The sequence below is a fragment of the Dongia sp. genome (genome assembly GCF_041905885.1).
Classification (GTDB): domain Bacteria; phylum Pseudomonadota; class Alphaproteobacteria; order Dongiales; family Dongiaceae; genus Dongia.
The window spans coordinates 211,019-232,422 of the sequence record NZ_JAYRKD010000004.1 but is presented as its reverse complement, the minus strand read 5'-3'; the positions used below and the strand labels follow the sequence as shown (position 1 = coordinate 232,422).

The following is a 21,404-nucleotide window of genomic DNA, read 5'->3' as shown; positions in this document are numbered from 1 at the left end:
TCCCTGTGCCTGCGCGGCGCAGTCTAGTCGAAGCCCGCCGGCGTTGGAACCGGAGCGCGCGCGGGATGCGACTTCTATCGACCGGCGGCGAAGCCCTGCAAGCGATCGTGCAGCGCGCGATCGATCGACAGTCCCTGCTTCGCCAGCCGCTTCTGGTTCTCCGCCCGCTTGGCGTTCGGCAGGCGGGCGCCGGGCTGTGCGGTGATCGTGCGCGCAAGGGCGGCGATCTGCCTGGCGAACTGGCCGCCGGAGAAAGTTTCCGGATTCATCGCGATGAAGAACTGGCCGCAGCCGATCGGCTTGCCGTCATTCGCCATGAAGGAGCCCATCTCCGGTCCGCGTCGCGCGCCGGCCAGGGCGGCGCACATGACTTCGACGATCAGGCCGATCCCGAATCCCTTATAGCCGCCGGCGGGCGCCATCGAACCCGCCAGGCCCAGGCTGGGATCGGTGGTCGGCTTGCCCGCCGCATCGAGCGCCCAGCCGAGCGGAATCTTGCGCCCTTCCTCCGATGCGCGCTTCACCGCCGTCCAGGTCACCGCCGAGGCGGACTGGTCGATCAGGAAGGCGATCTTTTCTTTCGGTCCCGGCACCGCGAAGGAGATCGGGTTGGTGCCGATCACCGGCTTGCGGCCGCCGACCGGCGCGATCGCGGGCATCGCATTGGTGAAGCCGAAGGCGAGCAGCCCCTGCCGCGCCAGGGTGCCGGTGTGATAGCCGAGCGTCGCCGCGTTATAGGAGTTGTGCACCGCGAGCGCGGCGATGCCGTATTTCCGCGCCGCGGGAACGAGCTTGCCGAAGCCCTTCTCGATCGCCGGATGGGCAAAGCCGCGCCGGGCATCGACACGGAAGGCGACCGGCGATTGCCGCGTCACCTTGGGCACCGCCTTGCCATCGACCTTACCGCTGCGCACATGCTCGCAGTAATACTGCAGCCAATAGAAGCCATGTCCCTCGAGCCCGCTGAGCTCGGTATCGAGAATGGCGTCGGTGAAATACTCCGCATTCGCCGGCCGGGTTCCCGCACCGGTCAGGGCAGCGAAGATCAGCCGGCGCGCTGCCTTCGGCGAAAGCTTGAGATTGGATGACGGCACGCGGCGCTCCCCGGACAGGACACAAGGCGGTGCAACGATACAACGCCCGTCGGCGCGGATCGAGGCGCGCGCCGAAAGGGCTCAATGGCCCAGGTGGATGACCTCGGCCTTGCCCGGCTCGACCACCAGCTTCCCGACCTGGCTTGCGCTCGCGCTGCGCACCAAATCCGCTGTCGGCTGGCCGGTCTTGATGAAGGCGTCGATATCCGCCGCGACCATCGCGCCGGCGGCCCACTGGATGTTATGCCCGATGTCGGTTTCCTGCGCACCGGATGCCGGCAACGGTGCGGCGCCGTATTCCTTCCAATAGAGCCGCGCATTGCCCTTCGCTGCGGCAACCGTCAGTGCAGCGATGATCGCGTCCTGGTCCGACTTCAGGTAGATCGAATCCTGCGTCGCCCACAAGATCAGCGTCGGCACGGAAAGCCGCTTCAGCCGCTCGCCGTTGTCTTGCGCCAGCAGGGCCTTGGTCGCGCCGATCCAGGTGCCGAGCTTCACGCGCGCCGTCTCCGGAAGATAGGGCTTCAGGAAATCCGGATCGGCGGTCGGATCGACGACCCAGTATTGCGCCAGCCAGTCGGCGACATTGGGATCGGCATCGGTCGGCGTCAGCGCGTAGAAGTCATCGGGATACTTCTTGCCTTCCGCTTCCAGCTTCCGCTTCCAGGCGCCTTCGACCGGTTCCTTCAGGATCGCGTCGGTGAGGGCGACGTTGCCGACCGAGCTCGCCGCCGTCGCCACCAGGATCGCATGGGAGACGCGCGCCGGATGCTCGAGCGCGATCTCCTGGACGATGAACGAGCCCAAGGAATGCCCGGCCAGATCCACGGTCGCGAGGCCGTGCAGGTCCATGAAGGCAAGGATATCGGCGGCGTGTCGCGCCAAGGTGAAGCCTTGCTCCGGCGCCCGGGCGCATTGCCGCGCATCGGGCATGCTGCTCCCGCCATGGCCGCGCAGGTCGACCGCGAAGATGCGCAATGCCGGATCCAGCCGGTGCAGCTCAGCCATGGCGAGCGACCAGGAGCGGATGTTGTCGGTCAGACCGTGAATGAGCAGGAGTGGCTTACCGTCTGCGGGGCCGACCTCGAGATAGGCCAAATCGATCCCGGTCGCGAGCTGCGCCACGCCTGTCCTGGCGTTGGGAACCAGCCTGCCTGCGACATCCATGACCGAGCCCCCGATTGCCATGCCCGCGGCCGCCCCGCTTGCCACGACGCGCAAAATCTTACAGAGATTTCAGTAATTTAGCGGACAGTCCGCTGCGGGAAATCTGGCGCACCCGATACGATTCGAACGTACGACCTTTGCCTTCGGAGGGCAACGCTCTATCCAGCTGAGCTACGGGTGCATTTGGGCCAGATCGAATGGGCGGGACCATACAGGAGCCGTTCCGGGCCTTCAACCCCAAGGGCGTCAAAGTCTCAACGGGCCTCAGGCCGCCGCCTTCTCCGGGATCGGCGGCTGCGAGATCCGGTCGATCCAGGCGATGCCCAGCGCCGAGAGGATGAACACGGTGTGGATCGCCGTCTGCAGGATGATGCCGGTGACGGTGTAGCGGGTCCCGTCCGTGCCGACGCTGCCGGCCTCGATGAAGGTCCGCAGCAGGTGGATCGAGGAGATGCCGATGATCGCCATGGCGAGCTTGATCTTCAGCACGCTGGCATTCACATGGCTCAGCCATTCCGGCTGGTCGGGATGGCCCTCCAGCCGCAGCCGCGAGACGAAGGTCTCGTAGCCGCCGACGATCACCATCACCAGCAGGTTGGAGATCATCACCACGTCGATGAGGCCGAGCACCACCAGCATGATCTGCTGCTCGGTGAAGCTGGTGGCATGGCTGACCAGGAGCCACAGCTCCTTGAGGAACTGGATGACATAGACGCCCTGCGCCACGATCAGCCCGAGATAAAGCGGCAGCTGCAGCCAGCGCGAGCCGAAGATGATCGCCGGCAAGGGCTGGAGATTGAGGCTGCGGGCGCGGCCGGCGACGGGCTCTTTGCTCATGGACACCGTTTCGAAGGATTGCAGGGCTGGTGCTCTAGATAAGGAAAACCGGCCGATCCGCAAGGCGTTCCGGCGGATTTTCACCCTGGTTTTTGCCTGGGATGCCGGCGCGCGGCCGGATAGATTGGCGCGATGCCGCCCAAGATTCTGCCCCCCGATCCCGAGACCCTGGCCCTCCAGGCCCTGGCCTTCATCGCCGGCGACGACGACCGGCTGGAGCGCTTTATCGGCCTGACCGGCATCGACCCGGCCCAGCTCCGCGCCCTGGCGCAGGATCCGGCGGGACTGGGCTCGGTGCTCGACTACCTGCTCGGCTGGGAACCGCTGCTGCTGGAATTTGCCGAAGCGCAAGAATTGAAGCCCGAGAGCATCGCGGTCGCCCGGCGCAAGCTGCCGGGCGGCGAGAACAACTATGACCCGAGCTAGGCAGGAATCATGAAGGTCTATATCAGCGCCGACATCGAAGGCACCACCGGCATCACCCACTGGGACGAAGCCGAGAAGCCGCATGCCACCTACCCCGAGTTCCGCGAGCGGATGACCGACGAGGTGGTCGCGGCCTGCGAGGGCGCGATCGAGGCCGGCGCCACCGAGATCCTGATCAAGGACGCCCATGACAGCGGCCGCAACATCATCGCCGGCCGCCTGCCGGACTGCGCCAAGCTGATCCGTGGCTGGAGCGGCCATCCCTTCAGCATGGTGCAGGAGTTGGACGCGAGCTTCGATGCCTTGCTGTTCGTCGGCTATCATTCCAAGGCCGGCAGCGACGACAACCCGCTGGCCCACACGCTGCGGCTACGTGTCGCCCATCTCGCGATCAACGGCGAGATCGCCTCGGAGTTTCAGATCTATTCCTACGCGGCGGCCCTGGTGAAGGTGCCCGGCATCTTCCTCTCCGGCGATGCCGGGATCTGCGCCGACGCGCGCAAGCTGGTGCCCGCCATCGTCACCGTACCGGTCAGCCGCGGCATCGGGCCCTCGACCTTGAGCATCGCGCCGAGCCTTGCGCTGAAGGAGATCCGCGAAGGCGCGTCCCGCGCGCTCCGCGGCAATCACGCCGCCTGCCACATCGAGCTGCCGAAGCACTTCACACTCGAGATCAAGTTCACCACGCCGGTCGACGCCTACCGCGCCTCCTGGTATCCGGGCGCCACGCTCACGGAACCGCGGGTGGTGCGGTTCCTGTCCACCGACTATTTCGAGGTGCTGCGCGCCATCAAGTTCATGGCCTGACGCGCCCTTGATAAAAGGCGTGGCGTCAGGCGCTGCGCCGGGTCAGCTGCAGGAAGATGTCCTCGAGATCGGACTCGACGGTGGAGAGATCGGCGATCTCCAGCCCCGCCTCCTCGACCGCGTTCAGGATCTGCGCGAAGGGCGTCTGGTTCGGCCGGTAGTGCAGCTTCAAGAGCCGTGCACTGGTCAGCTCCGGCTTGAACGGCGCCAGAGCCTCCGGGATCGCGGTGAGATCGCGTGTCAGGGTCAGCAGCAATTCCTTGGCGTCGATCCGGCCCAGCAGCTTCGCCTTGGGCTCGCAGGCGATCACCTTGCCGTGGTTGATGATGGCGATCCGGTCGCAGAGCTCTTCCGCCTCTTCCAGGTAATGCGTGGTCAGCAGCACCGTGACGCCGTTCTCGTTGAGCCTGCGAACGTAGGCCCAGAGCTGCTGCCGGAGCTCGACATCGACGCCGGCGGTCGGCTCGTCGAGCACCAGGATCGGCGGGTTGTGCACCATCGCCTTGGCCACCATCAGGCGTCGGCGCATGCCGCCGGACAGCGAGCGCGCATAGGCATCCGCCTTGTCGGCCAGCGACAAAGCTTCCAGGATCTCCATGGTGCGGCGCTCGCGCTTCGGCACGCCGTACATCCCGGCCTGGAGATCCAGCAGCTTCTTCGGCGTGAAGAAGGGGTCGATGTTGAGTTCCTGGGGCACGATGCCGATCGCGGCGGCTACGTGCCGCGGATCCTGGTCGAGGTCGATGCCCCAGATCGCGACCTTGCCCTCGGTCTTGATCACCAGCTGGGCCATGATGTTGATCATCGTGGACTTGCCGGCGCCGTTGGGTCCCAACAGGCCGAAGATCTCGCCGCGCGGGATGTCGAGATCGACGTGGTCCAGCGCCAGCTTCGGCGCGGCGCCCTTCTGCGCATAGCGCTTCACCAGGCCGCGAATCGAGACGGCCATCTCGGGCAGCGGCGGATGGGAGTCGTCGGGCATGGGAGTGGCCAGAAGCCTTCGATTTTGAAGCGGTTAGCCGCGGTTGATTTGCCGCCGCGCATGGGTATCATCGCGGCCCATCAGGGTCAATCGGGCCGCCCCTTGCGAGGCCGATTCCCCGCATCCTCTTGAGGGTTATGCCTGCCATGTCTTCCCAACCCGTGGAAACCGTCGAAGTCAGCACCGCCAGCGTCGCCTGTGACGGCGGACCGGGTGCGGCCGGCCATCCGAAGGTCTATTTGAACCTCGCCAAGGATGGGGCGATCGACTGCCCCTATTGCGGCAAGCGCTTTGTGCTGAAAGCCGGCGCCAAAGCCGCGGCCCACTGATTTGGCAAAATCCAGCACGCCGGCTGCCGAGAGCGCCGCGGCCACGAAACCGCGCCACGTCTATCTGGTCGATGGCTCCGGCTATATCTTCCGCGCCTATCACGCGCTGCCGCCGCTGACGCGGAGCGACGGCACGCCGACCAATGCCGTGCTCGGCTTCACCAACATGCTGTGGAAGCTGCTGGAGGAGACCGATGCCGACCATGTCGCGGTCATCTTCGACGCCTCGCGCAAGACCTTCCGCGACGCGATCTACAAGGAATACAAGGCCAACCGCACCGAGACGCCGGAAGACCTGATCCCGCAGTTTCCCCTGATCCGCGAGGCGGTGAAGGCGTTCAACCTGCCCTGCATCGAGATGGACGGCTACGAGGCCGACGATCTCATCGCCACCTACGGCGACCATGCGGTTGAGCAGGGCGCCGACGTCACCATCGTCTCCTCCGACAAGGACCTGATGCAGCTCATCCGTCCCGGCATCAAGATGTGGGACCCGATGAAGAACCGCCCGATCGGTCCCGAGGAAGTGCAGGAGAAGTTCGGCGTGACGCCGGACAAGGTGATCGACGTCCAGGCGCTGTGCGGCGATTCCACCGACAACGTGCCGGGTGTCCGCGGCATCGGCGTCAAGACCGCCGCCGAGCTCATCAACAGCTACGGCACGCTCGAGAAGCTGCTCGACTCGCTCGGCGAGATCAAGCAGCCGAAGCGCCGCGAGACCCTCGAGACCAACGCCGAGCTGGCGCGGATCAGCAAGCAGCTGGTGACGCTGAAGCATGACGTGCCGGTCGAGCAGCCGCTCTCCGGCTTCGCCAAGCGCGGCTTCGACCCGGAGACGCTGTTCGGCTTCCTGCGCCACAACGAGTTCCGCACCACCTTGACCCGCGTGCAGCAGAAGCTGGCCGAGCGCGGCGGGGTGCAGGTGGTGCAAGGCGCGGCCCCGCGCCCGGCCCCGGTCGTGAAGATCATCAAGAACCAGGTCGCCGAGAAGGCCGAGCCGCAGGCGCATAGCCGCGAGAACTACCAGCTCATCACCGACGAGGCCGCCCTGGCGCGCTGCATCGCCGATGCGACTTACGCGCGGAAGGTCGCCTTCGACACCGAGACCACCGCGAAACAGGTGGCGAGCGCGGAGCTGGTCGGCATCTCGCTCTCGATCGCGCCCAACGACGGCTGCTACATCCCGGTCGGGCATACCGGCACCGAGGGCGATCTCCTGGGCGGCGGCGCCGCGGCGCCGAAACAGCTGCCGCTGCGGCGGGTCCTGGAGATGCTGAAGCCGCTGCTGGAGGATCCGGGCGTCCTCAAGGTCGGCCACAGCATCAAATACGACGTCGCGATGATGGCCAAGCACGGCATCAAGCTGGCCCCCATCGACGACACCATGCTGATCTCCTATGTGCTGGAAGGCGCGCTGCACGCCCATAACCTGGACGAGCTGGCCAGCCTCCATCTCGGCATCGACACCATCAAGTATGCGGACGTGACCGGCACCGGCAAGGCGCAGGTCAGCTTCGACAAGGTGCCGGTGGAGAAGGCGCGCGACTATGCCGCGGAGGATGCGGACGTCACGCTCCGGCTGCACCATATGCTGAAGCCGCGGCTGGTGACCGAGCATCTTTCCACCGTCTACGAAACCATCGAGCGGCCGCTGATTTCCGTCGTCGCCGCGATGGAGCTGGCCGGCATCAAGGTCGACGTCGCGGAGCTGAAGCGGCTCTCCAACGATTTCGGCGGGCGCTGCGCCGAGCTCGAGAGCGAGATCCACAAGCTTGCCGGCACCGAGTTCAACATCGGCTCGCCCAAGCAGCTGGGCGACATCCTGTTCGAGAAGCTGAAGCTGGGCGACGGCGGCAAGAAGGGCAAGACCGGCGCCTATTCGACCGGCGCCGACATCCTCGAAGAGCTGGCCGGGACCTCCGGCCATCCGCTGCCGCAGAAAGTGCTGGACTGGCGCCAGCTCACCAAGCTCAAAAGCACCTATACCGACGCGCTGCAGGACGAGATCAACCCGAGGACCGGCCGCGTCCATACCTCCTACGCGCTGGCGGCGACTTCGACCGGACGCCTCTCTTCCAACGATCCCAACCTGCAGAACATCCCGATCCGCACCGAGGAAGGGCGCAAGATCCGCCATGCCTTCGTGGCCGAGAAGGGCATGAAGCTGATCTCGGTCGACTATTCGCAGATCGAATTGCGCCTCGCCGCCGAGATGGCCGACATCCCGGCATTGAAACAGGCCTTCCAGGACAATCTCGACATTCACGCCATGACCGCGAGCCAGGTCTTCGGCGTGCCGATCGAGGGCATGGACCCGATGGTCCGCCGCCGCGCCAAGGCGATCAACTTCGGCATCATCTACGGCATCTCGCCGTTCGGGCTTGCGGCCCAGCTCGGCATTCCGCAGGCGGATGCGAAGGCCTATATCGCCGCCTATTTCGGCCGCTTCCCCGGCATCCGCGACTACATGGAGCGCACCAAGCAGATCGCGCGCGAGCAGGGCTACGTCACCACCCTGTTCGGCCGCCGCTGCCATGTGCCCGGCATCAACGACAAGAACCCGGCCCGCAAGAGCTTCATGGAGCGGGCGGCGATCAACGCGCCGCTGCAAGGCACCGCCGCCGACATCATCAAGCGCGCCATGGTCCGCATGCCGGAAGCCTTCGCCAAGGCCAAGCTTGACGCCCGCATGCTGCTGCAGGTGCATGACGAGCTGGTGTTCGAAGCGCCGGAGTCACAGGCCGAGGAAACCGCCGACCTCGCCCGCAAGGTGATGGAAGGCGCCGCCCTGCCGGCGCGGCAGATCTCCGTGCCGCTGATCGCCGAAGCCGGCATCGCCGACAACTGGGCCGAGGCGCATTAGCCGCGGTCGTCTGCGTTCTGTCCGCGTCCGGTCCGTGTTGCAGGTGCAGCATCTCGAAGCGGACGCCTCGCCGCCGCAGAATCGCTCAAGCCTTTGGTGGTGAAAATCTTTCCCGCCGTCGCCGGGTGGCGGATTTGGTGTTTCGTCCGGGTCCTGTCCGCGATGCAGTGCAGCACAGACGGCGGTGCGCGGTGCGCAGAAAAATTTCCGGTCTGCGTCCGGTCTGCGATGCAGCGCAGCACAGACGGCATCAGAGAGCGCGCAAGTTCGACTCAAGATTCACGAATTCAAACAGCAGAGCGATGATACCACAAACAGCGCTGCTAGTCAGGCGCGAAGCCTAACGCGGCGTCCCTTCCAGGCCCGCGAGTTCGGCAGCGGTGGCGCCGGGCATCTTCATTTCGAAGATCTCGTTGACCACCGTGTAGTCGTAATAGCCGAGCCGCGCGATCGGGCGGAGTTTCTTCACGTCGATCTTGCCGTCGGCGCCGATCGCCTCCTCTTTGATATGGATGCGCTCGACGCGGGCGAAGACGATGTCGACCGTGCCTTCCGGCGAGTTGCCCTGGAGCCGGTGCGTGCTGAGATACCGGCATTCGAAGTGAATGGGTGACTCGGCGACGCGCGGGCAAGGCGCATCGATGCAGGCGGCCTTGGTGACGCCGGCGAGATCGAATTCGTCGATCTCGGTGGCCACCGCGCTCGCGCTGATGTTGACCGCTTCACGCAGATCGTAGGTCGCCATGTTCCAGGCGAACCAGCCGGAGCGCTCGGCATTCAGCACCGTGTCCTTGCGCCGCCCATCGGGATACTGGTTGGCGGCGAACATCACCATCGGCGGATCGAAGGTCAGGTTCTGCCACTGGCTGTAGGGTGCGAGATTGCAGATGCCCTCGGGGCTGACGCTGCTGAGCCAGCCGATCGGCCGCGGCACCGTGCAGCTCTTGAACGGATTGAATTTGAGGCCGTGGCGGTCGGTCGATGGGTTGTAGTGCATGGGGCGCTCCTCGCTGGTGGGGACCAGCCTAGGTGCTGACGCAAAGGCACGCACATCTGAAAAAGCTGGGAGCGCGATGGGTTTTCCTGAGGCGCCTCACGCAGCGTCAAGCCCCTCATCCTGTCCTTCTCCCTACGGGAGAAGGAACGCTGTGGCACGAGCCTTCCGTCTCGCTGCGCTCCCTCGCCCGGAGGGAGAGGGCCGGGGTGAGGGTCTTGACGCTGCTTGAGGCGGCGCCGGTTGCGCTACACTTTGCCCAAATTCTGCAGCCTCTCGATGCGTTCCTGGATCGAGGGGTGCGTCGCCATGAGCGCGCTGGCGTGTTCGCCGAAGTTCTTCAGCGGGTTGACGATGAAGAGATGCTGGGTCGCGCGGTTGCCGATTTCCGGCGCCTTGGTGTTGCCGCCGCCGAGCTTCTCCAGTGCGCCGATCAGTCCGACCGGGTTGCGCGTCAGCTGCACCGAGGTGGCGTCGGCCAGGTATTCGCGCTGGCGCGAGACCGCGAAGCGGACGAGCTGCGCGGCGATCGGCGCCAGGATCAGGAACACGACCATGATGACGACGACGATGATCGCCGCGCCGCCGCCGCCCTTGCTGTCTCTGCTGCTGCGCCGCGAGCTGCTGGAACTGCTGCTGCCGCCGAAGCGGAAGGAGCGCAGCACCAGGTCGGAGACCAGGGCGATCAGCCCGACCATGATCCCGACCGCAACCATGTAGCGGGTGTCGAGATTGAGCACATGACCCATCTCATGCGCGACCACGCCCTGCAGCTGCTCGCGGTTCAGCGCCTTCATCAAGCCGCGGGTGACGGCGATCGCCGATTTCTGCGGCGAGAGCCCGGTGGCAAAGGCGTTCAAAGCCTCGCTCTCCATGACGTAAACCTTGGGCTTCGGCAGACCGGCGGCGATCGCCATCTCCTCGACCACGTTGTGGAGCTTCGGCTCCTGCTCCGCCGTCACCTCACGGGCGCCGTTCATCGAGAGCACCACCTTGTCGCCGAAGGCGAGCGTGACGCCGGCCGAGATCACGCCGATGCCGGCCAAGCCCGCGCCGCCGAGCACGCCGAGACCGCTGACCGCGAAGAGATTGAATCGGCTGGCATCGGTGCTCCAGGCCTCGAGCGCCCAGCCCAGCACATAGCCGAGCAGGAAGCCGATGATGATCAGCGAGAGGATCAGCACCCAGGTCTTGGCGCGGTTGTCGCGTTGCGCGGCCAGGAAGTCGGTGCCGTTGACCCGCGCCTCGGTGACCGGGACATGTGGCGCCTCCGGCACTGCAGGTGCGGCTTCCACTGGCGCGGCTTGCGAGTGCGCCTCTTCAGCCTGGTCCCAGGGACCCTTCATGGCTCAGCGCAGGCTGACCTTGGGCGCGACTTCGACCGCGGCGCGCTCGGCCTCGGAGACGCGCCAGAGCTCGGCATTCTGGAAGCCGAACTGGCCGGCGATGAGATTGCCGGGGAAGCTCTGCACCGCGGTGTTCAGGTTGGTGGCCGCGTCGTTGTAGAACTGCCGCGCGAAGCCGATCTTGTTCTCGGTGGAGCTCAGCTCTTCCATCAGCTGCTGCACCGACTGGTTGGCTTTGAGGTCCGGATAGGCCTCGGCCAGGGCGAACATCTTGCCGAGCGAGGCGCTGAGCGCGGTCTCGGCTGAGATCATCGCCGCCGTGGCACCCGTTGCAGGAACGCCCGCGTTGGTCGATGCGGCCTTGTTCCTGGCCTCGATCACCTGGCGCAAAGTGTCCTGCTCATGGCCCATGTAGCCCTTGACGCTCTCAACCAGGTTGGGGATGAGATCATAGCGGCGCTTCAGCTGCACGTCGATCTGGGCCCAGCCATTCGCCACCTGGGTGCGCAAGGCGACCAGCCGGTTATAGGTCATGATCACCCAGCCGATGATCAGGACGACGAGTACGACGATGACGATGAGCGCGGTCATGGGTGCTTCCCCCTGATGTTCCCCACGGCGAAGGGTGCCGGAAAGCGCGCGGTGCCGCAAGGCGGCGCGCAGTGGCCGGCGTCATACTTCCGCCGGGATCGGCAGGGTTTGTCTAAAAACGGGTTGATTCGGTTTGGCGCGGTAACGCCCTGTTCACTGTTTGGGCGCTAACTGGCCATTGATTCTCCGGCGCACCAGGCAGAGCCTGATCGGGGGAGCCAACGGATCGTGATGGATTCCCGAGCTTCAATTTCGCGACAAGATGGCGGCGCCTGGCTGGTGATGGCGCCCGCTTTCCTGCTGAGCCTGCTGGGGGTCGCGGGCCTCGTCGTCCTGTTCCTGTCAGGCGCGGAGCTCGACCGCAATGCCCGTGAGTCGGCGGTGGCCAAGGTCGCCGGCAGCCTCGAAGGCGCGCGCAACACCCTGACCACGGTCGCGCGCGACAATGCCTGGTGGGATGAAGCCTTTGAACATCTCTATCTCCATTTCGACCAGGAATGGGCGGACGCCAATTTCGGCGTCGATTCCATCACCGACATCCACAGCGGCATCGACGTCGTGATGGTCGCCGCTCCCGACGGCCGCTGGATCGCCGGCTACGGCGACGTTCCGGGCGGTCTCGGCCAGAGATTCCTCGACGAGATCCCCGGGCTCGCCGGCTGGATCGAAAAGGCCGGCGCGGAACGCGTGCAGCCGCCCGTCGTCCTGACCGGGATGCTGACGACCCCGGCCGGACCGGCCCTGGCCGCGATCGTCCCGGTGACGCCGAATGCCGACTGGCCGTCGGGAGCCGCGCCGGCGGCGCGACCCGCGGTGGTCGTGCTCAATCTCCTCGAGGCGCCCGACCTGCGCCTGATCGAGGCGCAAACCGGGACTACCGGGCTTCATCTCGCCGCGGGACCGGAAGACGGCCTCGGGGCGATCATGATGCCGGGCCTGGACGGCCGCCCGGCGGGGTGGTTGCTCTGGACGCTGCCGCAGCCGGGCAGCGACCTGGTGAGGACCCTGATCGCGCCTGCGATCCTCGCAACGCTGCTGCTGCTGGGGCTGAGCATCGCCGCGGCGCGGCGCATCCTGTTGGGCCGCAGGACGCTGCAGTCCACCGCCCAACGGCTGCAGGCCACCAGCGCCATGCTGGAAGCGGCTGTCGACGCCGGCGACCAGGGGCTTTGCGTGGTCTCCGACGGCACGGTCAGATACTGGAACAAGGACTTCGCGCGGCTCATCGGGGAACCGCCGGCCGCCATGCCGCAGGATCAGCCGAACGCGATGCGCCTGCTGATCGGCGAGAGCACGGTGGTGCTGGACGGCGATGCCGCGGCATTGTGGGACGGCCTCGGCGGGGGCGAATGGCTGCTCATCGACCGCGAGGGCCGGATCCTGTGGCTGCGCCGCGCACCCTTCGTCGGCGGCACGCTGATCCTGGTGCGTGACGTGACTGCGGAGCGCGAACGGCAGCAGGAGCTGATCGAGGCCCGCCGCGCCGCCGAGGTCGCAAATGCGGACAAGTCCAAGTTCCTGGCGCAGATGAGCCACGAGCTCCGCACGCCGTTGAACGCGATCCTCGGCTTTTCCGAGGTGATCGCCGTCGGCCTGTTCGGCAAGGTGCAGCCGGACACCTACCGTGACTATGCGGAGAATATCAGACAGGCGGGCAAGCACCTGCTGAGCCTGATCAACGACGTCCTCGACCTCTCCAAGATCGAGGCCAAGCGCATGGAGCCGCGGCTGGAATCCACCAATCTCGCCGCGCTCGCCGAGGACGCGCGGATTCTGCTGAGCGACAAGGCGCAGGCCAAGGATATCGAGATGACCATCGCCGGCGGACTCGAACTCGCGGTCAAAGCCGATCAGCGGATGCTGAAGCAGATCATGATCAACCTGCTGTCCAACGCCGTGAAGTTCACGCCGCGCGGCGGCAAGGTCTCGATGACCTGGCGGCGCGATCTCGCCGGCATGGTCGAGCTGGCGGTCAAGGATACCGGGATCGGCATGTCGCCGGAGGATTTGCAGCAGGCGATGCGGCCCTTCGGGCAGGCGCGCAAGAAGCGCGAGGGCGACGAGCCCGGCACCGGCCTCGGCCTGCCGATCGTCGCGCATCTCGCAACGCTGCAGGGCGGCAGCTTCACAATCGACAGCAAGCCCGGGGTCGGCACCGTGGCCATGGTGCGCGTGCCGGTCGACGCGCCGGAGGAAAAGGCCGCGCAGCGGCGGATGGGCTGAGGCTCAGTCGTTTGCGCGGATGAACTCGCGGACCAGGGGGAAGACCTGACCTTCCCAGCGCTTGCCGCTGAAGACGCCATAGTGGCCGGCGCCGGGCTGCAGGTGGTGGCGCTTCATATAGGGCTTCAGGCCCGGCAGCAGGTCGTGCGCCGCCACCGTTTGACCAACCGGGCAGATGTCGTCGCGCTCGCCTTCGACGGTCAGCATCGCCGTGCGGCGGATCGCGGCCGGGTTCACCGGCTTGCCCTTGTAGGTCATGGTCCCGCGCGGCAGCGCATGTTCCTGGAACACGCTGCGCACGGTCTCAAGATAGAATTCGGCAGGCAGATCCGAAACCGAGAGGTATTCGTCGTAGAAAGCCTTGATCGTGTCGGCCTTCTTCCAGTCGCCCATGGCGAGGCTGTGGAAGAGATCGCGGTGCGCGCTGACATGGCGCTCCATGTTCATCGACATGAAGGCCGCGAGCTGCACGAAGCCGGGATAGACCTTGCGCCGCGCGCCGGCATAGCGATAGGGCACGTCACTGATCAGGTGCCGCTCGAACCAGTCGATGGTCTGGCTGCAGGCGAGTTCGTTGACCTTGCCGGGATTGATGCGGGTGTCGATCGGGCCGGCCATCAGGGTCATGCTGCGCGGCTGCGCGCGATTCTTCTCCGCCGCCATTACCGAGACGGCGGCGAGCGTCTGCACGCAAGGCTGACAGACCGCGATCACATGCGCGGGGCCGATCTCCTCCAGGAAGGCGATCAGATGCTCGACATATTCATCCAGGCCGAACCGTCCGTGATCGACGGGCACGTCGCGGGCGTTGTGCCAGTCGGTCAGGTAGACGTCGTGCTCCGGCAGCAGCGTCTTCACCGTCGCGCGTAGCAGGGTCGCGAAATGGCCCGACATCGGCGCCACCAGCAGCACCTTGGGCTGCACGGCCTCGATGGGTTTGCGGAAATGCAGCAGGGTCGCGAAAGGCGTGCGCAGCAGCGCCTCTTCGGTCACCGGCACTTCGCGGTTGCCGACCGGGACGGTGTGGATGTCGAAGCTCGGGCGCTTGTGGCTCATGCCGCTGCGGGCGAAGAGCTGGCAGCCGGCCCAGAAGCTCCTGAGCCAGGTCGGCCCCTCGCCGCCGTCCTCGATATGGCCGGGGGCCAAATGCGGCAATGCGTCCGCCATGCTCCGCGCCAGGGCCCGGAACGGGTCCAGCAGGTCGGCGGACGTCTGGTAACTCATATAAATCATAAGCTTATGTCCCGGTTCGAGAGCGAGCGGCAACCCCCGGCAGACTCGAAATCCCGATCCGTTAACACGAAGCCTAGTGCATTTGTTGCTGCACTGCGAGAAGCTTAATCCTGGATCGTCATTAAGAATGATTCGGGGATAGCATGACGGCGACACTCACCATTAGCAGCAAGAACTACTCTTCCTGGTCGCTGCGCGGCTGGCTGCTCTGCCGGCTGGCGGGCCTCGATTTCGAGGAGAAGCGTGTCTCGCCGGATGACCCCGCGACCCGCGCCGAGCTGCTGCTGCTCTCGCCCTCCTTCCTGGTCCCGGCGCTGGAGCATGACGGGATCAAGGTCTGGGACACCTTGGCCATTGCGGAGTATCTGAATGAGACTTTCCCCGATGCCGGCCTGCTGCCCGAAGACCGCAAGGCGCGCGCGCATTGCCGCGCCATCTCCGGCGAGATGCATTCCGGCTTCGCCAATCTCCGCGGCTCGCTGCCGATGAACCTGAAGGCGCGGCACCAGGGCTTCAGGCTCTGGGCCGGGGCGCAGGGCGACATCGACCGCGTCACCGCGATCTGGCGCGACTGCCTGCGGGGCTATGGCGGGCCGTATCTGTTCGGCGATGCGATCAGCGTGGCGGACGCCATGTATGCGCCGGTCTGCGCGCGGTTTCATACCTACGACGTGAAGCTCGACGCGGACTGTTCGGATTATGTGAAGCATATCCTGGCGCTGCCGCAGATGGTGGAATGGACCACCGCGGCCTGGACCGAGCCCGAGGAAGTGCAGGAATTGGAAGTGGAGTTTTGATCGCAGAACCGTCATCCCCGGGCTTGACCCGGGGATCTCATCGGGAGTTCGCGCCGGAGAGAGATGCCCGGGTCAAGCCCGGGCATGACGACGTTCTTCTGCGGGCTGACGGGCTCTAGAGATGAAATTCCGCATCATCGCCGTGGGCCGCATCAAGAGCGGGCCGGAGCAGGCGCTCTACGAGCATTATGCGGCGCGGGTGAAGCCGGCGATCCTCCTGAAAGAAGTCGAGGAGAAGCGGCCGCTCTCCGCCGCCGAGCTGAAGGCGCGCGAGGCGGAGCTGCTGCTGGCCGCTCTCGACGAGAGCAAGGCGAAGCGTGCGGTGGTGGTGCTCGACGAACGCGGCAAGCAACTCGGCAGTCGCGACTTTGCGGCGCGGCTGCAACGCTTCGAGGATGACGGCGCCGGCGAGATCGCGTTCCTGATCGGCGGCGCCGACGGGCATGGCGAGGCCGTGCTGAAGCGCGCCGACCTCAAGCTCTCGCTGGGCACGATGACCTGGCCGCATATGATGGTCCGCGCAATGCTGGCGGAGCAGCTGTTCAGGGCGCAGGCGATCTTGAGCGGGCATCCCTACCATCGCGACTGAACCGCTGGTAGAATTTCGCGATGACGACGTTGTTGCACTGCTTGTCGGCGGTTGGCTTGTCGCTGGTTCTTGCTGCCTGCGGCAATTCCGCGACCGAGCCGGTCCCGAACGAGCCTGCGCCCGGGCGCCTCGCCTCGTTGCCGTCTCCGGACCGGTGGTGGTGCTCCGACGGGGCTCGAGCGCCGTCTGAACTCGAGGAGTGGCGCCTCGAGGAAGGCACTCGGTCGACTATGCTCACGATCTACGACGACGCCAGCGCAATACTCTGGATGCATGGTCCGGCGGAGAGCGTTCCGCATTGGGGAGAGCTGCGCTATCCGGAGAAGCAGGGATACGGCGGCCTGGCAAAGGTTGGCGGCCGGCTGTTCCTGATATTCTGCCAGGGCGATTTTGAAGTCGCGGAAATCGAGCGGCTTCCCGGCGAAAGACTGGTGGTCTGGCTTCACCACGGCATCGATTTTCAAACGGATATCGTGCCCCAGCTCCGCGAGCTTCCAAAGGGTCGCCCGTCAAGGGCCGTGGAACTGGCCCTGGTGCCACTTGCGGATCTGCCGGACGAACTTCCCGATCAGGAACTCGGCAGCCCCTACACTACGGATTGAACCGCGCCCCAATACCGCCGCATTTCGGCAATATTTCCGGGGCGATTCAACGGCTTGCACCCGCTCAAAAGCGCTGGCGACGGTGCTCGAACCCGGTTATCACTGACACCATATATGTCCTCCCAGACTTTACCCGAGGCTCCGGCATGGCCGCACCGCACCGCCCCAAACCCGTCGTGCTCTGCATCCTGGACGGATGGGGCCATCGCGAGGCGACCGACAACAACGCCATCGCACTGGCCAAGGGCGTGAACTGGGCGAGGCTGATCAACGAATGCCCCTGGAGCCTGGTCGATGCCTCCGAGCTGCATGTCGGCCTGCCCCACGGGCAGATGGGCAATTCCGAGGTCGGGCATATGAATCTCGGCGCCGGCCGCGTCGTCATGCAGGACCTGCCGCGGATCGATCTCGCGATCGAGGACGGCTCGCTCGCCCGGAAGCCGGAGCTGGCAGAGTTCATCGCCAAGCTGAAAGTTAGCAAGGGCGCCTGCCACATGCTGGGCCTGCTCTCGCCGGGCGGCGTGCATTCGCATCAGGACCAGATGGCGGCGGTCGCGCGCATCATCGCCGATGCCGGCGTGAAGGTGGTGGTGCATGGCTTCACCGATGGCCGCGACACGCCGCCCTCCAGCGCGCGCGGCTTCGTCGCGGACTTCGAGAAGAAGATCGCCGGCCACAAGAACATCTCTTTCGGCACCATCGGCGGGCGCTATTACGGCATGGACCGCGACAAGCGCTGGGAACGGGTCGAACTGGCCTACAACGCCTTCCTCGGCGAATCCGAGTTCAAGGCGCCGACCGCGGATGCCGCGGTCGGCGCGGGCTATGCGCGCAAGGAAACCGACGAGTTCATCAAGCCGACCCTGATCGGCGGCTTCAGCGGCATCCAGGACGGCGACGGGATCTTCATGGCGAATTTCCGCGCCGACCGGGCGCGGCAGATCCTGACCGCCTTCCTCGATCCCGCTTTCAAGGATTTCGCGCGCAAGCGCGTGGTCAAGTTCGGCGCGGTCCTCGGCATGGTCGAGTATTCGAGCGCGCTGGCGAAGCTGATGCCCTGCCTGTTCGAGCCGCAGGAGATGCGCCACACATTGGGGCAGATCGTCTCCGAGGCGGGGCTGAAGCAGCTCCGCATCGCCGAGACCGAGAAATACGCGCATGTCACCTTCTTCTTCAACGGCGGCGAGGAAACGCTCTTCCCCGGCGAGGAGCGGATCCTGGTGCCCTCGCCCAAGGTCGCGACCTATGACCTGCAGCCCGAGATGTCGGCGCCGGAAGTGACCGACAAGCTGGTGGCGGCGATCGAATCCGACAAATTCGACCTGGTGGTGGTGAACTTCGCCAACGGCGACATGGTCGGCCATAGCGGCAATCTCGAAGCCGCCGAGAAGGCGGTGCTGGCGGTGGACAAGAGTCTCGGCCGGCTGCGCGAGGCGGTGGTGAAACAGGGCGGCGTGCTGCTGATCACCGCCGACCACGGCAATTGCGAGCAGATGATCGATCCGGAGACCGGCGAGCCGCACACCGCCCATACCTTGAACCAGGTGCCCTTCATCCTGGTGAACGGCCCGGCTTCCAACAAGAAGCTGGCCGACGGGCGGCTCTCCGACGTGGCGCCGACCATCCTGGAGCTGATGGGCCTGGACCAGCCGAAGGAAATGACCGGCCATTCGCTGCTGCACGAAACCTCAGATGAGGCGCTCCGCGCCAGTGCACAGTAAGCACCGCTCCCTGCTGCTCGCGACCGCGCTGAGCCTGCTCGGCGCCAGTGCCTATGCGCAATCGGCGCCGACGCCGAAGGAGCTCGACGCGATCCAGAAGCAGATCGAGCAGAGCAAGGTGCAGCAGGAAGAACTGAAGGCCAAGGCGGCGGCGCTCGACAAGGAGATCACCGATCTTCAGGCCGAGGCGGTGAAGGCGGCGCATGAGGTGCAGGACACCGAGAGCCAGGTGACCGAGCTCGAGGACACCCTGGCGGCACTCTCCGACGAGGAGAAGGAGAAGTCGGCGGCCCTGGAGCTGGAGCGCGCAAGGCTGACCCAGGCGGTGCTGGCCTTGCAGCGGCTGTCGACCCAGCCGCGCGAGGCCCTGCTGTTCTCCTCCGAGACGCCGATCGACGCGGCGCGCACCGCGCGACTGCTCGGCATCATCACCCCGGAGCTCGACGCCCGGGCGCGCTCCCTGCAGAGCGACCTGAACGAGCTCCACGAGATGCGCGAGCAGATGGCGCAGGAGCGCGACCAGCTCGCCAAGGCTGTCACCAAGCTTGCAAAGGAGAATGACCGGCTGGCCGGCCTGCTCCGCAAGAAGGGCCAGGCGCAGAAGACGACCTTGGCGGAAAGCGCCTCGGCCGAGGCCAAGCTGCAGAAGCTCGCCGGCCAGGCCAAGAACCTGCAGGACCTGATCGACCGGCTGAACAAGGCCAAGGCCGAGACCGGCCCGGCCGCGGCGCCCGCACCGACCAACCAGCAGGTCGCCTCGCTATCGCCCGGGAACGCGGCACCGCCTGCCGCGCAGCGCATGCAGCAACCGGCGAATTTCCGCAATTTCCCCGATGCCGGGCGGATCGACGCCAAGAACCCGATTTTCGCCCCGGCCCGCGGGCGAATCCTGACACATTTCGGAGACGCCACGGATACCGGGGGCGCCTCCAAGGGTTTGGTGCTGGAAACCCGCGCCGGGGCGCAGATTGTGGCGCCGTTCGACGGCCGGATCGCCTTCGAGGGCCCGTTCCGCTCCTATGGCCAAATATTGATCATTGAACATGGCGGCGGGTATCATACTGTGCTCGCCGGATTGGACCGGGTCGATGCCGTGGTCGGTCAGTGGCTGCTCGCCGGCGAACCGGTGGGTTCCATGGCCCCCGTCGGAGCGCCGCAAGGAAGCGGCGACGTATCGCCGGCCGGTCGCCCGAAACTCTATCTGGAGCTGCGCCGGAACGGACAGCCGGTCGATCCCGTTCCCTGGTTCAGCACCGCCGAAATCAAAAACGACAGTCAAGCCGTCAACAAATAAAGGTCAATGATCCGATGCTCCGCACTTCGCTCCTAGCCACCGCCGCCATGATCGGCGGGGTGGCGATCGGTGCCTTCGCCTTCCGCCCGGACCTGGTCTCGGCGCAGTCCGTGACCGCCGAGAAAACCGGCGAGACCAACACCTACGAGCAGCTCAACCTGTTCGGCGAAGTGTTCGAGCGCATCCGCTCGTCTTACGTCGAGCCGGTGAAGGACGACGCGCTGGTCGAGAGCGCGATCAACGGCATGCTCTCCGGCCTCGACCCGCACTCCTCCTACATGAACGCCAAGGACTATGGCGACATGCAGATCCAGACGAAGGGCGAGTTCGGCGGCCTCGGCATCGAGGTCACCATGCAGGACGGCCTGATCAAGGTGGTCTCGCCGATGGACGACACGCCCGCCGCCAAGGCCGGCATGCAGCCCAACGACCTCATTTCGCATATCGACGGCGACCCGGTGCTGGGCTTGAGCCTCAACCAGGCGGTCGACAAGATGCGCGGCGAGGTCGGCTCCTCGATCACCGTGACGGTGATCCGCGGCAACCAGGAGCCGTTCGACGTCACCATGAAGCGCGCGGTCATCACCCTGAAGTCGGTACGCTGGGAGATGCAGGACAACAACATCGGCTATGTCCGCATCACCAGCTTCAGCGAGCAGACCGACAGCGGGCTGAAGAGCGCCATTGCCGCGATCAAGACCGCGAGCAAGGGCAACCTGACCGGCCTGGTGCTGGACCTGCGCAACAACCCGGGCGGGCTGCTCGACCAGGCGATCGCGGTCTCCGACGACTTCCTGGACAAGGGTGAGATCGTCTCGACCCGCGGCCGCAATCCGGACGACGGCCAGCGCTGGAACGCCGAAGGCGGCGATCTGCTGGACGGCAAGCCGGTGATCGTGCTGATCAACGGCGGCTCGGCCTCGGCATCGGAGATCGTCTCCGGCGCGCTGCAGGACCATCACCGCGCGATCCTGATGGGCACCAAGTCGTTCGGCAAAGGCTCGGTGCAGTCGATCATCCCGATCCCGAACCACGGCGCGATCCGCCTGACCACCGCGCGCTACTACACGCCGTCGGGCCGCTCGATCCAGGCCAAGGGCATCGATCCGGACATCATCGTCGAGCCCGCGAAGATCGAGACCCAGGACGACAACGGCAAGCACGAGGCGGATCTCCGCGGAGCACTCGCCAACCCGGACGACGCGCAGAAGAAGGCGCCGGAGATCAACAACCAGGAGGGCAACCCCCAGCCTGGTCCGGAGAGCCAGAACGGCGAGCCGAAGAAAGAGGACCAGCCACCGGCCAATGTGCAGCCCGGCACCAATGTCGATCAGAACCAGCAGAAGCCGCATGTCGGATCGGAGAAGATCGCGATCACCGATCCGGAGAAGGACTATCAGCTGGCGCGGGCGCTCGACCTGCTGCAGGGCCTGGCCCTGGTGAAGAACAGCGGGGCGAGTTCCGCCGATTGAGGTGTCGGCCGGGCGGACTCATTCCGCCCGGCTGCCT

19 protein-coding genes and 1 tRNA gene are annotated in these 21,404 nt (G+C 65.9%); 11 read left to right on the top strand and 9 right to left on the bottom strand.

What is annotated here, in order from left to right; translation table 11 throughout:
• Positions 1-74 precede the first annotated feature (74 nt).
• The 4 genes from ACH2CY_RS06010 to ACH2CY_RS05995 form a co-directional block, all read right to left on the bottom strand.
• Positions 75-1,094: an Ldh family oxidoreductase gene (locus ACH2CY_RS06010; protein WP_395017055.1), complete on the bottom strand. Its 1,020-nt coding sequence runs from the start codon at positions 1,092-1,094 to the stop codon at positions 75-77.
• Between the two features lie 81 nt (positions 1,095-1,175).
• Positions 1,176-2,261, bottom strand: coding sequence for an alpha/beta fold hydrolase (locus ACH2CY_RS06005; protein ID WP_395017053.1), 1,086 nt, complete (start codon positions 2,259-2,261; stop codon positions 1,176-1,178).
• Between the two features lie 104 nt (positions 2,262-2,365).
• Positions 2,366-2,442: transfer RNA gene (locus ACH2CY_RS06000), tRNA-Arg, on the bottom strand.
• An 83-nt stretch (positions 2,443-2,525) separates the two neighbouring features.
• The gene (locus ACH2CY_RS05995; protein ID WP_395017051.1) at positions 2,526-3,098 is read right to left on the bottom strand and encodes a TIGR00645 family protein; all 573 of its coding nucleotides are present in this window, start codon (positions 3,096-3,098) and stop codon (positions 2,526-2,528) included.
• Positions 3,099-3,230: 132 nt separating this feature from the next.
• Here ACH2CY_RS05995 and ACH2CY_RS05990 point away from each other — a divergent pair, with 132 nt between their 5' ends.
• Both ACH2CY_RS05990 and ACH2CY_RS05985 read left to right on the top strand, forming a co-directional pair.
• A complete protein-coding gene (locus tag ACH2CY_RS05990; RefSeq protein ID WP_395017050.1) occupies positions 3,231-3,524 on the top strand; it encodes a DUF3572 domain-containing protein in 294 nt (97 codons plus the stop codon).
• Between the two features lie 9 nt (positions 3,525-3,533).
• Positions 3,534-4,331 carry a M55 family metallopeptidase gene (locus ACH2CY_RS05985; RefSeq protein ID WP_395017047.1) on the top strand — a complete coding sequence of 266 codons (798 nt, stop codon included), beginning with the start codon at positions 3,534-3,536 and terminating at the stop codon, positions 4,329-4,331.
• Between the two features lie 25 nt (positions 4,332-4,356).
• Here the strand turns inward: ACH2CY_RS05985 and ACH2CY_RS05980 are convergent, their stop codons facing one another.
• Positions 4,357-5,313 (bottom strand): ABC transporter ATP-binding protein, encoded by a 957-nt coding sequence (locus ACH2CY_RS05980; RefSeq protein ID WP_395017046.1) that lies wholly within the window; start codon positions 5,311-5,313, stop codon positions 4,357-4,359.
• 146 nt (positions 5,314-5,459) lie between these two features.
• Between ACH2CY_RS05980 and ACH2CY_RS05975 the strand changes: the two genes are divergently transcribed.
• Both ACH2CY_RS05975 and polA read left to right on the top strand, forming a co-directional pair.
• On the top strand, positions 5,460-5,642 hold the full coding sequence (locus ACH2CY_RS05975; RefSeq protein WP_395017044.1) for a zinc-finger domain-containing protein: 183 nt from the start codon (positions 5,460-5,462) through the stop codon (positions 5,640-5,642).
• Position 5,643: 1 nt separating this feature from the next.
• Complete coding sequence (polA, locus tag ACH2CY_RS05970; protein ID WP_395017041.1) at positions 5,644-8,505, top strand: DNA polymerase I; 2,862 nt, start codon at positions 5,644-5,646, stop codon at positions 8,503-8,505.
• Between the two features lie 340 nt (positions 8,506-8,845).
• On the opposite strand, the gene ACH2CY_RS05965 is transcribed toward polA, so the two are convergent.
• The 3 genes from ACH2CY_RS05965 to ACH2CY_RS05955 form a co-directional block, all read right to left on the bottom strand.
• A complete protein-coding gene (locus ACH2CY_RS05965) occupies positions 8,846-9,502 on the bottom strand; it encodes a flavin reductase family protein (RefSeq protein ID WP_395017038.1) in 657 nt (218 codons plus the stop codon).
• Between the two features lie 245 nt (positions 9,503-9,747).
• Positions 9,748-10,776, bottom strand: coding sequence for a M48 family metallopeptidase (locus ACH2CY_RS05960; protein WP_395017036.1), 1,029 nt, complete (start codon positions 10,774-10,776; stop codon positions 9,748-9,750).
• 72 nt (positions 10,777-10,848) lie between these two features.
• Positions 10,849-11,436, bottom strand: a complete 588-nt coding sequence (locus ACH2CY_RS05955; RefSeq protein WP_395017033.1) for a LemA family protein — start codon at positions 11,434-11,436, stop codon at positions 10,849-10,851.
• 231 nt (positions 11,437-11,667) lie between these two features.
• Between ACH2CY_RS05955 and ACH2CY_RS05950 the strand changes: the two genes are divergently transcribed.
• On the top strand, positions 11,668-13,659 hold the full coding sequence (locus ACH2CY_RS05950) for an ATP-binding protein (protein ID WP_395017152.1): 1,992 nt from the start codon (positions 11,668-11,670) through the stop codon (positions 13,657-13,659).
• A 3-nt stretch (positions 13,660-13,662) separates the two neighbouring features.
• Here the strand turns inward: ACH2CY_RS05950 and ACH2CY_RS05945 are convergent, their stop codons facing one another.
• A complete protein-coding gene (locus tag ACH2CY_RS05945; RefSeq protein ID WP_395017030.1) occupies positions 13,663-14,883 on the bottom strand; it encodes a polyhydroxyalkanoate depolymerase in 1,221 nt (406 codons plus the stop codon).
• Between the two features lie 152 nt (positions 14,884-15,035).
• Between ACH2CY_RS05945 and ACH2CY_RS05940 the strand changes: the two genes are divergently transcribed.
• The 6 genes from ACH2CY_RS05940 to ACH2CY_RS05915 all read left to right on the top strand — a co-directional run bounded on the left by ACH2CY_RS05940 (position 15,036) and on the right by ACH2CY_RS05915 (position 21,367).
• Positions 15,036-15,689, top strand: a complete 654-nt coding sequence (locus ACH2CY_RS05940; RefSeq protein WP_395017028.1) for a glutathione S-transferase family protein — start codon at positions 15,036-15,038, stop codon at positions 15,687-15,689.
• Positions 15,690-15,810: 121 nt separating this feature from the next.
• Complete coding sequence (gene rlmH / locus ACH2CY_RS05935) at positions 15,811-16,278, top strand: 23S rRNA (pseudouridine(1915)-N(3))-methyltransferase RlmH (RefSeq protein WP_395017027.1); 468 nt, start codon at positions 15,811-15,813, stop codon at positions 16,276-16,278.
• Between the two features lie 230 nt (positions 16,279-16,508).
• Positions 16,509-16,880 (top strand): hypothetical protein, encoded by a 372-nt coding sequence (locus tag ACH2CY_RS05930; protein WP_395017026.1) that lies wholly within the window; start codon positions 16,509-16,511, stop codon positions 16,878-16,880.
• Positions 16,881-17,026: 146 nt separating this feature from the next.
• Positions 17,027-18,601 (top strand): 2,3-bisphosphoglycerate-independent phosphoglycerate mutase, encoded by a 1,575-nt coding sequence (gene gpmI, locus ACH2CY_RS05925; RefSeq protein WP_395017024.1) that lies wholly within the window; start codon positions 17,027-17,029, stop codon positions 18,599-18,601.
• Complete coding sequence (locus ACH2CY_RS05920; protein WP_395017022.1) at positions 18,591-19,895, top strand: murein hydrolase activator EnvC family protein; 1,305 nt, start codon at positions 18,591-18,593, stop codon at positions 19,893-19,895. The genes gpmI and ACH2CY_RS05920 overlap by 11 nt, the downstream gene beginning before the upstream one ends.
• A gap of 14 nt (positions 19,896-19,909) precedes the next feature.
• Positions 19,910-21,367 (top strand): S41 family peptidase, encoded by a 1,458-nt coding sequence (locus ACH2CY_RS05915; protein ID WP_395017020.1) that lies wholly within the window; start codon positions 19,910-19,912, stop codon positions 21,365-21,367.
• Positions 21,368-21,404 lie beyond the last annotated feature (37 nt).

Coding starts and splice junctions, on each gene's coding strand:
- ACH2CY_RS06005 (WP_395017053.1), bottom strand. CDS start 2,261: ATGGATGTCGCAGGCAGGCTGGTTCCCAACGCCAGGACAGGCGTGGCG.
- ACH2CY_RS05995 (WP_395017051.1), bottom strand. CDS start 3,098: ATGAGCAAAGAGCCCGTCGCCGGCCGCGCCCGCAGCCTCAATCTCCAG.
- ACH2CY_RS05990 (WP_395017050.1), top strand. CDS start 3,231: ATGCCGCCCAAGATTCTGCCCCCCGATCCCGAGACCCTGGCCCTCCAG.
- ACH2CY_RS05985 (WP_395017047.1), top strand. CDS start 3,534: ATGAAGGTCTATATCAGCGCCGACATCGAAGGCACCACCGGCATCACC.
- ACH2CY_RS05980 (WP_395017046.1), bottom strand. CDS start 5,313: ATGCCCGACGACTCCCATCCGCCGCTGCCCGAGATGGCCGTCTCGATT.
- ACH2CY_RS05975 (WP_395017044.1), top strand. CDS start 5,460: ATGTCTTCCCAACCCGTGGAAACCGTCGAAGTCAGCACCGCCAGCGTC.
- ACH2CY_RS05965 (WP_395017038.1), bottom strand. CDS start 9,502: ATGCACTACAACCCATCGACCGACCGCCACGGCCTCAAATTCAATCCG.
- ACH2CY_RS05955 (WP_395017033.1), bottom strand. CDS start 11,436: ATGACCGCGCTCATCGTCATCGTCGTACTCGTCGTCCTGATCATCGGC.
- ACH2CY_RS05950 (WP_395017152.1), top strand. CDS start 11,668: ATGGATTCCCGAGCTTCAATTTCGCGACAAGATGGCGGCGCCTGGCTG.
- ACH2CY_RS05945 (WP_395017030.1), bottom strand. CDS start 14,883: ATGAGTTACCAGACGTCCGCCGACCTGCTGGACCCGTTCCGGGCCCTG.
- ACH2CY_RS05940 (WP_395017028.1), top strand. CDS start 15,036: ATGACGGCGACACTCACCATTAGCAGCAAGAACTACTCTTCCTGGTCG.
- rlmH (WP_395017027.1), top strand. CDS start 15,811: ATGAAATTCCGCATCATCGCCGTGGGCCGCATCAAGAGCGGGCCGGAG.
- ACH2CY_RS05930 (WP_395017026.1), top strand. CDS start 16,509: ATGCTCACGATCTACGACGACGCCAGCGCAATACTCTGGATGCATGGT.
- gpmI (WP_395017024.1), top strand. CDS start 17,027: ATGGCCGCACCGCACCGCCCCAAACCCGTCGTGCTCTGCATCCTGGAC.
- ACH2CY_RS05915 (WP_395017020.1), top strand. CDS start 19,910: ATGCTCCGCACTTCGCTCCTAGCCACCGCCGCCATGATCGGCGGGGTG.